This window comes from Sphingobium sp. RC1 (genome assembly GCF_059738765.1).
Window position 1 is genome coordinate 1,494,788 of sequence record NZ_AP027306.1, and the last position, 11,881, is coordinate 1,506,668.

At 61.8% G+C, this 11,881-nt stretch carries 9 protein-coding genes; 7 read left to right on the plus strand and 2 right to left on the minus strand.

The features are described from left to right. Positions 1-68: 68 nt before the first annotated feature. The 5 genes from mce (at position 69) to alr (ending at position 7,258) form a co-directional block, all read left to right on the plus strand. Positions 69-506, plus strand: coding sequence for a methylmalonyl-CoA epimerase (gene mce / locus AC6JBC_RS07355; protein ID WP_498023652.1), 438 nt, complete (start codon positions 69-71; stop codon positions 504-506). Positions 507-670: 164 nt separating this feature from the next. Next, positions 671-2,824 (plus strand): methylmalonyl-CoA mutase, encoded by a 2,154-nt coding sequence (scpA, locus tag AC6JBC_RS07360; RefSeq protein ID WP_498023653.1) that lies wholly within the window; start codon positions 671-673, stop codon positions 2,822-2,824. Further along, on the plus strand, positions 2,821-3,822 hold the full coding sequence (gene bioB, locus AC6JBC_RS07365; protein ID WP_498023654.1) for a biotin synthase BioB: 1,002 nt from the start codon (positions 2,821-2,823) through the stop codon (positions 3,820-3,822). The genes scpA and bioB overlap by 4 nt, the downstream gene beginning before the upstream one ends. Before the next feature lie 176 nt (positions 3,823-3,998). Further along, positions 3,999-5,984 carry an acetyl-CoA carboxylase biotin carboxylase subunit gene (locus AC6JBC_RS07370; protein WP_498023655.1) on the plus strand — a complete coding sequence of 662 codons (1,986 nt, stop codon included), beginning with the start codon at positions 3,999-4,001 and terminating at the stop codon, positions 5,982-5,984. A 227-nt stretch (positions 5,985-6,211) separates the two neighbouring features. Further along, positions 6,212-7,258 carry an alanine racemase gene (alr, locus tag AC6JBC_RS07375; RefSeq protein ID WP_498023656.1) on the plus strand — a complete coding sequence of 349 codons (1,047 nt, stop codon included), beginning with the start codon at positions 6,212-6,214 and terminating at the stop codon, positions 7,256-7,258. A gap of 47 nt (positions 7,259-7,305) precedes the next feature. Here alr and AC6JBC_RS07380 read toward each other — a convergent pair whose 3' ends face one another. Together AC6JBC_RS07380 and AC6JBC_RS07385 are read right to left on the minus strand one after the other, a co-directional pair. After that, on the minus strand, positions 7,306-8,478 hold the full coding sequence (locus AC6JBC_RS07380; protein WP_498023657.1) for an acetyl-CoA C-acetyltransferase: 1,173 nt from the start codon (positions 8,476-8,478) through the stop codon (positions 7,306-7,308). Between the two features lie 45 nt (positions 8,479-8,523). Further along, positions 8,524-9,612 (minus strand): alpha/beta fold hydrolase, encoded by a 1,089-nt coding sequence (locus AC6JBC_RS07385; RefSeq protein ID WP_498023658.1) that lies wholly within the window; start codon positions 9,610-9,612, stop codon positions 8,524-8,526. Here AC6JBC_RS07385 and phaR point away from each other — a divergent pair. Both phaR and proS read left to right on the plus strand, forming a co-directional pair. Then, a complete protein-coding gene (phaR, locus tag AC6JBC_RS07390; RefSeq protein WP_498023659.1) occupies positions 9,611-10,201 on the plus strand; it encodes a polyhydroxyalkanoate synthesis repressor PhaR in 591 nt (196 codons plus the stop codon). The two genes, AC6JBC_RS07385 and phaR, sit on opposite strands and share 2 nt — an antisense overlap. A gap of 81 nt (positions 10,202-10,282) precedes the next feature. Further along, the gene (proS, locus tag AC6JBC_RS07395) at positions 10,283-11,809 is read left to right on the plus strand and encodes a proline--tRNA ligase (protein WP_498023660.1); all 1,527 of its coding nucleotides are present in this window, start codon (positions 10,283-10,285) and stop codon (positions 11,807-11,809) included. Positions 11,810-11,881 lie beyond the last annotated feature (72 nt).

The window sequence follows — 11,881 nt, forward strand, 5'->3', positions numbered from 1 at the left end:
GGTTATGTGAAACGTAAAGGCATGGGACCCCAGCTTTCGCTGGGGTGACGAGAATAGATGGAAGTGAAATGAAACTCGGCCGCTTGAACCATATCGGCGTTGCAACGCCTTCGCTGGAAGCGTCGCTTGCCTATTATCGCGACGTCATGGGCGCGACACTGACGCATGAGCCGTTCGACCTGCCCGCGCAGGGGGTGAAGGTGTGCTTCGTCGATACGCCGGGTGAGAACGGGAGCGAAGGCACGCAGATCGAGCTGATCGAGCCTTTGGGCGAGAACTCACCCATTCACGGCTTCATCGCCAAGAACCCGGCGGGTGGGCAGCATCATATGTGCTATGAAGTGCCCGACATTATGCAAGCCAAGGCCTGGTTCGAGGGGCTCGGCAAGAAGGTGCTGGGCGAACCGCGCATCGGTGCGCATGGGACGCTGATCTTCTTCGTGCACCCCAAGGACATGAACGGGGTACTGACCGAGATCATGGAGACGCCGAAGGGCAGCCACTAATTCGCCGCGCCCCTTCAGGGGAGAGGCGGCGAGACTTTGGGCTGCGAAGCAGGCCTTAGTCGCAGCGGAGAGGGGCTTTCCCCCTCTCCAACTCCGGCTAGTCAGCCAAGCTGACGAGCCTGCGTATCCTCTCCCCTGAAGGGGCGAGGAAAGGAATGGGAACGATGACCGACAAGCCGACGCTGGACCAATGGGCCGCCGCATCCTCCAAGGAGGTGAAGGGCAAGGATTTGAACTGGGAGACCCCGGAAGGGATCACCGTCAAGCCGCTCTATACCGCCGAGGACGTAACTGTCGATCCCGGACTGCCGGGCTTTGCTCCTTTCACGCGTGGCGTGCGTGCATCCATGTATGCGGGCCGTCCCTGGACCATCCGGCAATATGCGGGTTTTTCCACTGCCGAGGAATCCAACGCTTTCTACCGCCGCAATCTGGCGGCGGGGCAGAAGGGGCTGTCGGTCGCTTTCGATCTTGCCACCCATCGCGGCTATGACAGCGACCATCCGCGCGTGGTGGGTGACGTCGGCAAGGCAGGCGTGGCGATCGACAGTGTCGAGGACATGAAGATCCTGTTCGACGGCATCCCGCTCGACAAGATGTCGGTTTCCATGACGATGAATGGTGCGGTGATCCCGATCCTCGCTTTCTTCATCGTCGCGGGCGAGGAACAGGGGGTCGAGCGCAAGCTGCTGGACGGGACCATTCAGAATGACATTCTGAAGGAGTTCATGGTCCGTAACACCTATATCTACCCGCCTGAACCCAGCATGCGGATCATCTCCGACATTTTCGGCTATACCAGCCGCGAGATGCCGAAGTTCAACAGCATCTCCATTTCCGGCTATCATATGCAGGAAGCCGGGGCGACGCAGGTGCAGGAACTGGCCTTCACCATCGCGGACGGCGCGGAATATGTGCGCTATGGCGTGGAGAGCGGCCTCGACATCGACAAATTTGCCGGGCGTTTGAGCTTCTTCTTCGCCATCGGCATGAACTTCTTCATGGAAATCGCCAAGCTGCGCGCCGCGCGCGTGCTGTGGCATCGCGTCATGACGCATCTTGGCGCGAAGGATGAGCGTAGCAAGATGCTGCGCACCCATTGCCAGACATCGGGCGTGTCGCTGACCGAGCAGGACCCCTATAACAACGTCATGCGCACCACCATCGAAGCGATGGCGGCGATGCTGGGCGGCACGCAGTCGCTGCACACCAACGCGCTGGACGAAGCGATCGCGTTGCCGACCGACTTTTCGGCCCGCATCGCGCGCAACACGCAGATCGTCATCCAGGAAGAGACCGGCATGTGCAATGTCGTCGATCCTCTGGGTGGCAGCTATTATATCGAAGCGCTGACCCAGCAACTGGTCGATGCGGCGCAGGAAATCATCGACCGTGTGGAAGCCGAAGGCGGGATGGCGAAGGCCGTTGCCGCAGGCTGGCCCAAGGCGATGATCGAAACCGCCGCTGCTGCCCGCCAGGCGCGCGTTGACCGGGGTGAGGACGTCATCGTCGGCGTCAACAAATATCGCCTCGCCAACGAAGATCTGCTGGAAACGCTGGAGGTCGATAACAGCAAGGTTCGCGAAGCGCAGATCGCTCGCATCAACCGGGTGAAGGCGGAACGTGACGAGGCCGCCTGTCAGGCCGCGCTGGAAGCCCTGCGTGCTGCGGCGGCTGGGCCGCAGTCGATCGAAAACAACCTGCTCGCCCATGCGGTCGAAGCCGCGCGGGCGCGTGCCACGCTGGGCGAAATCTCCTCCGCCATGGAGGACAGCTTCGATCGCTATGGCACCGTGCCGACGCCGGTGAAGGGCGTCTATGCAAAGCCCTATGCGCAGGACAGCCGGTGGAAACAGGTTCTTGACGGCGTGCAGGCCGTCGAGCGGCGCCTCGGTCGCAAACCGAAACTCCTCATCGCCAAGATGGGACAGGACGGCCACGACCGGGGCGCCAACGTCATTGCATCCGCTTTCGGGGATATGGGTTTTGACATCGTGTCCGGCCCGCTGTTCCAGACGCCAGAGGAAACGGTGGTTCTTGCGCTGGACAGCGGCGTGGACGTGGTGGGCGCTTCGTCGCTGGCTGCGGGGCACAAGACGCTGATCCCCGAGCTCATCCGGCAGTTGCGCGAAAAGGGTCGCAACGACATCAAGGTGATCGCAGGCGGCGTCATTCCGCCACAGGATTACGACTATCTCCGTGACGCGGGCGTGCAGGGGATTTATGGACCGGGCTCTAATGTCGTTGAATGCGCGGCTGATGTGCTGCGCCTCCTCGGCCACAATATGCCCCCGGCGGGGCTGGAGGAAGCCGCTTGACCCAGACTAGCCCGCGCACCGACTGGACCCGCGACGAGATTGCCGCGCTGTTCGACCTGCCCTTCAACGACCTGATGTTCGAGGCGCAATCGATCCATCGCGCGAACCATCCGCGCAATGAAGTGCAGCTGTCGACCCTGCTGTCGATCAAGACCGGTGGCTGCCCAGAAGATTGCGGCTATTGCAGCCAGTCGACCGAGGCGGACAGCGGCCTGAAGGCCACCAAGCTGATGGACGTGCAGGCCGTGCTTCAGTCGGCGGCGCAGGCGAAAGACCATGGTTCGGGCCGTTTCTGCATGGGCGCGGCGTGGCGCAATCCCAAGGAACGGGACATGCCCAAGCTCATCGAAATGGTGAAGGGCGTTCGCCAGATGGGTATGGAAACCTGCATGACGCTAGGCATGCTGTCGTCCGATCAAGCGAAGCAACTCGCGGATGCTGGGCTCGATTATTACAACCATAACATCGACACCTCGCCGGAAAATTACGCCAACGTCATCACCACCCGGACCTTCGAGGATCGGATCGAGACGCTGGAAAATGTGCGCGATGCGGGCATCAATGTGTGCTGCGGCGGGATCGTCGGCATGGGTGAGACGCGGAGCGACCGGATCGGTTTCCTCCATGCGCTGGGCACCATGCCGCATCCCGAAAGCGTGCCGATCAACGCGCTGGTGCCGGTGGCCGGGACCGTGCTGGGCGATATGTTGAAGGACACGCCGCTCGCCAAGATCGACGAGGTGGAGTTTGTTCGCACCGTCGCTGTGGCACGGATCGTCATGCCGCAATCGATGGTGCGGCTCTCCGCTGGGCGTGAGAGCATGAGCGAGGCGTGTCAGGCGCTTTGCTTCATGGCGGGCGCGAACAGCATCTTCACCGGCGATAAGCTGCTGACTGCGGCCAATGCCGGGGATGACAAGGATAGTGCGCTGCTGGGGAAGCTCGGGCTGGCGCCGATGATGGCGCAACCGCACGGGCACCTGGAAGCGGCGGAGTGAACGAGACACCTGCCAATTCGTCACCCCGGACTTGATCCGGGGTCCCGCTTTCCGTTGCTGCTATGGCAATGAAAGGCAGCGGGATGCCGGATCAAGTCCGGCATGACGAGGAGCGGCGACCTTCAATTGGCTCACCCGGAAGGGTGAGAGAAATAGGACTGGGACAAGGATAGATAATGGCAATCACCAAGATCCTGATCGCGAACCGTGGCGAAATTGCATGCCGCGTCATCCGCACCGCGCGGAAGATGGGCATCAAGACCGTAGCGGTCTATTCGGATGCGGACGCTCGCAGCCCCCATGTGCTGATGGCGGATGAGGCCGTGCATCTCGGCCCGCCGCCCGCCGCGCAGTCTTACCTCCTCGCCGACAAGATCATCGAGGCGTGCAAGGCGACCAGCGCCGATGCCGTGCATCCCGGCTATGGCTTCCTGTCGGAACGTGAGAGCTTCCGCAAAGCGCTCGACGCAGAGGGTATCATCTTCGTCGGTCCTCCCGCCAACGCCATCGCCGCGATGGGCGACAAGATCGAGTCCAAGAAGCTCGCCAAGGCGGCTGGCGTCAATGTTGTCCCCGGCTATGTCGGCGTGATCGAGGACACCGAACATGCCGTCCGCATCTCCAACGAGATCGGCTATCCGGTGATGATGAAGGCTTCGGCCGGCGGCGGCGGCAAGGGCATGCGCCTTGCCTATTCCGAGCAGGATGTCCGCGAAGGCTTTGAGGCGACCAAGCGCGAGGGTCTCAACAGCTTCGGCGACGACCGCGTGTTCATCGAGAAGTTCATCGAAAGCCCGCGCCACATCGAAATTCAGGTCCTGGGCGACCAGCACGGCAATATCGTTTATCTGAACGAGCGCGAATGTTCGATCCAGCGCCGCCATCAGAAGGTGGTCGAGGAAGCGCCTTCGCCTTTCGTCAGCCCCGAAATGCGCAAGAAGATGGGTGAGCAGTGCGTCGCCCTGGCGCGCGCGGTCGGCTATTTCAGCGCGGGCACGGTCGAGTTGATCGTGTCGGGCGCGGACAAGACCGGCGAGGGTTTCTACTTCCTGGAAATGAACACCCGTTTGCAGGTGGAACATCCGGTGACCGAAGAAATCACCGGCGTCGATCTGGTCGAACAGATGATCCGCGTTGCCAATGGCGAGGAACTGTCGTTCGCGCAGGACGATGTGAAGATCAACGGCTGGTCGATCGAAAACCGCGTCTATGCCGAAGACCCCTATCGCGGCTTCCTGCCCTCGACGGGCCGCCTGATCCGTTACAATCCGCCTGAAACCGGCGACGGTGTTCGCGTCGATGACGGCGTGGTCGAAGGCGGCGAAGTATCGATGTTCTACGATCCAATGATCGCCAAGCTCATCACCTGGGCGCCGACCCGCCTGGAAGCGATCGACAAGCAAATTGCCGCGCTCGACCAGTTCGAGATTGATGGACCGGGCCACAATATCGATTTCGTGTCGGCGCTGATGCAGCATGAGCGTTTCCGTTCGGGCAACATCACCACCGGCTTCATCGCGGAGGAATATCCGGATGGCTTTACCGGCGCTCCGGCTTCCGAAACGCTGCTGAAGAAGCTTTCGGCGATTGGCGCGTTCGCAGCGATGGCGCAGGCCGATCGTGCCCGCCGCATCGATGGACAGCTTGGCAAGAAGTTGCGCGCTCCCACCAGCTGGCAGGTGAAGATTGGCGAGGCGGTCCATGACGTGGTCATCAACGGGGATGACGTCACCGTGGATGGCGAAGCGATCGATATGGCGCTGGAATATACACCGGGTGATCGCCTGATTGAGGCGGAGTTTGGCGAGGAACTGCTGGCGGTTAAGATCGCGCCGGTTCGCGCCGGATTCGTGCTGACGGCGCATGGGGCCAGCCACAAGCTGCGCATTTTGCCCGCCCATGCCGCCCCCCATGCCAAACATATGATCGAAAAGATCCCGCCGGACCTGTCGCGCTTCCTGATCTGCCCGATGCCGGGCCTGCTGGTCGCGTTGAACGTGAACGAAGGCGACAAGGTCGAGGCCGGTCAGCCGCTCGCCGTGATCGAGGCGATGAAGATGGAAAATATCCTGCGCGCTGCCAAGGCGGGCGTGGTGAAGAGCGTGTCGGCCGCGCAAGGCGAAAGCCTGCCGGTGGACGCGATCATTCTGGAACTGGAATAGGAATTGGAGTTGGGCGCGGTGGGAATTCCCGTCCGCGCCCAAATTTGATGGATACCGAAACCCCGTGCGGCGTAGCCGGTAGGGGCTGCGTCAGGTTCGGTTTTTCGGGGACGGACGGGCTGTCCGCGATTGCATTACGGTCACGTCGGCAATTGCTGAGCCCGGAGCAAGAAGCCGCGCCCGGGAAATCCTCGACGCCTGTACTGGATGCCGCTATCGCAACGGCGATGACCGCATTTATCGCTCCGCTGCGTCTTTGCCTCGATGGCGGCGCACTTGTGAATAACTGGCGCTGGTTGCAACGGCATAGCGGCGGCGCAGCATGTGGCGCCGCTATCAAGGCGAATGGATACGGCACTGGCGCGGTCGAGGTGATGCGCCGCCTGATCGCTGCGGGCTGCCGGGACTTTTTCGTATCCAACTGGGCTGAAGCGGCTTTGCTGGAGCCGATGCTGCAGGATGGGATCAACCTGTCCGTATTCCACGGCGTGCGCGGCGAGGATATGCAAACGGCGATCGCGTCACGCGCGCGGCCCGTTCTCTGCACGGCGGATCAGATCGCGCGGTGGAAGGCGGCCGGTGGAGGTGCCTGCGACGTCATGGTTGATACGGGCATGAACCGGCTCGGACTGGATTGGCGGAGTGACGTCGCCGCCGCTTTGGACGGGTTGACGGTCGATACGCTGCTCAGTCACCTGGCGTCGGCCGATGAGGATACAGGGCTAAGCAAACTGCAACTTGATCGCTTCGGCGCCCTAACTGGTGAAGCTACCGCGCGCCGTTACAGCCTGGCGAACAGCGCGGGCATTTGCCTGGGGCAAGCCTTTGCGTTTGACCTGACGCGGCCAGGGCTGGCGCTTTATGGCGGCATTCCCAGAACCGAAGCCGTCGGAAACATCGCGCAAGTCGTCTTTCCGCAGGCGCAGGTGCTGCAAAGGCGCCATGTGCCCGCAGGCGATGGGATAGGCTATAACGCGGTTCATATCGCCGAGCGTGACATGGAAATAGCTGTGTTGAACATCGGCTATGCGGACGGCTATTTGCGCTGCTTTTCCGGTCGAGGGATGGTTAGCGCGGGCGACGTTCAACTGCCGGTCGTGGGACGGGTTTCGATGGACCTCGTTGCGGTGGATGTATCTACTATTCCTTCGGTGTCCGAAGGAGATTGGCTCGACATCGCATATGACTTGCCTGCGACCGCTATGCTATCCGGCCTATCGCAATATGAACTGCTGACCAGCCTTGGTCCCCGTTACGATCGGATCTGGGAATAAGGACGTCGGGTAGGCCGCCGAACTCGATCCGGCGGCCCAATTACCAACTATCTTTCGATGCACATGGCAACGCCCATGCCACCACCGATGCAGAGGGTTGCAAGGCCCTTCTTCGCATCGCGCTTCTGCATTTCGTAAAGCAGCGTGGTCAGCACGCGCGCTCCCGACGCTCCGATCGGATGGCCGATGGCGATCGCGCCGCCGTTCACGTTGACCTTTTCCGGGTCCCATCCCAGTTCCTGACCAACCGCCAGCGCCTGGGCCGCGAAAGCCTCGTTCGCTTCGATCAGGTCAAGGTCAGCCAGCGACCAACCCGCCTTGGCAAGCGCATTGCGCGAAGCGGGGGCGGGACCGATGCCCATGATCGAAGGGTCAACCCCACAGGTGGCAAAGCCGGCAATACGCCCAAGAACAGTAGCGCCCCGCTGGGCGGCATCGGCTGCGGTCATGAGGACCAGTGCAGCAGCGCCGTCATTAATGCCACTGGCATTGCCTGCGGTTACGCTGCCGTCCTTCTTGAACGCGGGGCGCAGGCCCTGCATCGCTGCCAGCGTAGCGCCAGCGCGAATATATTCGTCGGCATCAACGATGGTATCGCCCTTGCGACCCTTCACTGTCACCGGGACGATCTCGTCCCTGAACCGGCCCGAAGCCCGCGCGGCTTCCGCCTTGTTCTGGCTTGCCACGGCGAATTCATCCTGCGCTTCGCGGCTGATCTGATAGCGCTCCGCCAGATTTTCGGCGGTCACGCCCATGTGGTAGTTGTTGAACGCATCGGTCAGGCCATCATGCGTCATCGTGTCGATGAATGAGACCGGACCCATCTTCGCCCCGCCGCGCAGATATTGCGCATGGGGGGCGAGCGACATGCTTTCCTGACCGCCCGCGATCATGATGCGGGCATCACCCGCCTTGATCGCCTGCGCCGCGAGCGCGACCGCGCGAAGGCCCGATCCGCACAGTTGGTTGATCCCGATGGCGGTGCGTTCCACCGGAATTCCGGCGTTGACGGCGGCCTGACGTGCGGGGTTCTGCCCCTGCGCCGCGCTCAGGACCTGGCCCAATATGACCTCGTCGACCTCCTCAGCCGCAACCCCGGCCTGATCAAGCGCCGCGATGATGGCGGTGCGTCCCAACTCATGCGCAGGCGTGGACCCGAATGCGCCCATGAAACTACCGACGGCGGTACGCTTTGCAGCGGTTATGACGATGTCTGACAAAGTCCTGTCCTCGATCAAGGGTTTCAGTTCGCGGTTGCAATATCATCAACCTCGATGGGTTGAAAGCCATAGGGACAGCGGGTCCCAGAGCAGCTGGCGGGCGTTGCTTCCGACGATCATCCCGACATGGCCGAGTTGCAATGTAAAGCCATCGGCCAGTTCCGGCGCGGCGCTGGCCGGGACGATCCGGTCGGTGGCGGATCGGACGGAGAATGTCGGGCAGCGAAGGCTTTCAGGATCGACCGTCTTGCCATCGACTCGCCATTGCCGGTGGCCAGTGACATTGCGTTCGTAGAAGTTCTCGAACAGCTCCTGGCCTGCCGCGAAGGTCAGGGGGGATCCGCCGTTCGCCCAATCCTCCACGGCCAGGAAAGCGCGCTCCGCTTCAGAGCCTGGCTCCATTCCGGCGAACGCCGCATATTTCCGGATGGTGCGGGCCGGGTCCATCGCCCAGAAGCCTGATTGCAGCACCTCCATCGGCACATAGCCGAGTTGCTCGCTGGTGGCCTTCGCGCCACGCCAGAGTGACGCGATAAGGTTGCGGTCGGCATCGGGAAAGCCATTAAATTGCCACGGCGCCGCGATGGTGGCGACGGCCTTCACCTCAGCAACGGCCGCCGCGCCCAGCGCAAGGCTGCCCCCCAGGCAATAGCCCACGAGAATGGGCGGGTGGGGGAGAGCTTCCAGCAGAGTAAGAAGGCGCTTCGTCACATGATGCTCAAGGTCAAGGTGCGCGTCCTCGGGACGGGGGCTGCCCCAATCGACGAGATAGGCGTCATGTCCTGCTGCGGCCATGTGGCGCAGCATGGATCGCCCTTCTGACAGGTCCAGAACCTGTGGCGGGTTGATAAGTGAAGGGATGAAGACGACGGGCGCACGGCCATTTTCCCTGCCGTATCGCAGCAATCTGGCGCTTCCGGCCGCAGCAAAGACGGCGGGCGCCGGTGGCGGAGACGGCCGGGTGGCGTCCTGATATTTACGCAGACCTTGGAAAGCTGCCCGTCGCAGATCAGGGTCATGCTCCGTTTCCCGCCATAAAATGTCGAGAAAGAGGGGCAATGGCCGAGGGCCATGTTGCGGTGCGGCAACGCCTTGTGCTAATGCGGAATGTACAGGTGTGGGAGAGGAATCCATGGCCAAAACCAAGACCGCCAATGAATCAGAGCCGGTCATCATCAAGAAATATGCGAACAGGCGTCTCTATAACACGGAAACGTCCAGTTACATCACTCTTGATCTGCTGTCGCAAATGACTCGTGAGGGGCGCGAGTTCGTGGTCGTGGATGCCAAGACCGGGGAGGACATTACGCATAATGTCCTCACGCAAATCATCATGGAGGAAGAGCAGCGGGGCAAGAACATGCTGCCCGTCAACTTCCTGCGCCAGCTGATCGCCATGTATGGCGATTCCATGCAGTCGATGGTGCCGCAATATCTGGAAGAGTCGATGAATGCGTTCCGCAAGAACCAGATGCAGTTCCAGGAAGCGATGAAGGGCGCCTTTGGCGGTGGCCCGCTGGCAGAGATCGCCAAGCGCAACATGCAGATGTTCGAAGCTGCGGCCAATGCCTTCGGCAACGTGCCCGGAATGCCCACGATGCCGGGGATGCCGGGCGCATCGGCGCCTGCGCAGCCTGCCTCCGAAAGCAGCAAGGACGACGAGATCGCGAATTTGAAGGCGCAGCTTTCTGCCCTGAATGCGAAGATCGACAAGCTGGGCTGAGCCCGCGCGTTCGGGGTCGACGGGACGGCGCGCTTCGCCTATGGCGCGCCATCCTTTAAGTCGAAGAACAAGGCCGGACCCGTGAAGCACGCCCTTTCCGTTACCCGCGAACAGGATTTCGCCGCCTGGTATCAGGCCGTCGTTAGCGAAGCCGACATGGCCGAGGAAAGCGGCGTTCGCGGTTGTATGGTCATTCGGCCATGGGGCTACGGCATCTGGGAACGGATGCAGAAGTTGCTGGACGAGCGGATCAAGGCAACCGGCCACGAAAACTGTTATTTCCCCCTCTTCATCCCGCTTTCCTATTTCGAAAAGGAGGCGGAGCATGTGGACGGCTTTGCCAAGGAAATGGCGGTCGTCACGCATCACCGGCTGATCCAGAAGGACGGCAAGCTGGTGCCCGACCCCGAGGCGAAGCTGGAAGAACCGCTGGTGGTTCGTCCGACTTCGGAAACGGTGATAGGCGCGGCTTTTTCCCGCTGGGTGCAGAGCTGGCGCGACCTGCCGGTGTTGATCAATCAATGGGCCAACGTCGTCCGCTGGGAAATGCGCACGCGCATGTTCCTGCGCACTGCCGAGTTCCTCTGGCAGGAAGGGCATACGGCTCACGCCACCGTAGATGAGGCGATGGAAGAGACGATGAAGATGCTGGAGGTCTATCGCAGCTTCGCCGAAGAGTGCGTCGCGCTGCCGGTGGTCGCTGGCGAGAAGCCGGAGAATGAACGCTTCCCCGGTGCTGTCGCGACCTATTCGATCGAAGCGATGATGCAGGACGGTAAGGCGCTTCAGGCCGGCACGTCGCATTTCCTCGGCACGACTTTTTCGCGGGCGCAGAACATAAAGTTCCAGAATGCCGAAGGGCAACAGGAGCTGGCCCAGACGACCAGTTGGGGCATGTCGACCCGCATGATCGGCGGGCTGATCATGGTGCATGGCGATGATGACGGCCTGCGCGTGCCGCCCCGCCTTGCGCCCTATCAGATCGTGGTAGTGCCGATGCTGCGCGATAATGACGAGGATGCCGCGATCCTGAATTATTGCGCCGATCTGGTCGCCGAGTTGAACAAGCAGGACGTATTCCGCGAGCCCGTCCGCGCGCTTCTGGACAAACGACCCGCCAAAGCCGCCAACAAGCGGTGGGGCTGGGTAAAGAAGGGTGCGCCGATCGTGATCGAGGTGGGCGGCCGCGACGTTGCGGGTGGGAACGTATCGGTTCTGCGCCGCGATCGCCTTTATCGTGATGATGGGAAGCTCGACAGCCAGATCGTCGCAAAGGGTAATTTCCTGACCGCTGCGACCGGCATGCTGGAGGAGATTCAGCAGGCTCTGTTCGCCGATGCGCAGGCTCGGCTGCATGGGAACATCGACAAGTCGATTACGTCGCTGGATGCGCTCAAAGCCTATTTTGCCGCGAGCAAGAAGCAGGGCTGGGCGCTGGTGCAATGGTCCAAGCCCACGGGTCCGGCGCTCGACAAGGTGATCGAGTGGCTGAAGGGTGAGAAGCTGACCCTGCGCAACGTGCCGCTGGATGCGGACGCTGCTGATGGTGCATGCATCTTCACCAGCGAGAAAGCTGTCGAGCGCGTGCTGGTTGGGCGCAGTTACTGAACCTAAAAACGCCCCTCCCTTTCAAGGGAGGGGATGGGGGTGGGTGCGCCGCGCTAGCGGCGCCCGCGCTCC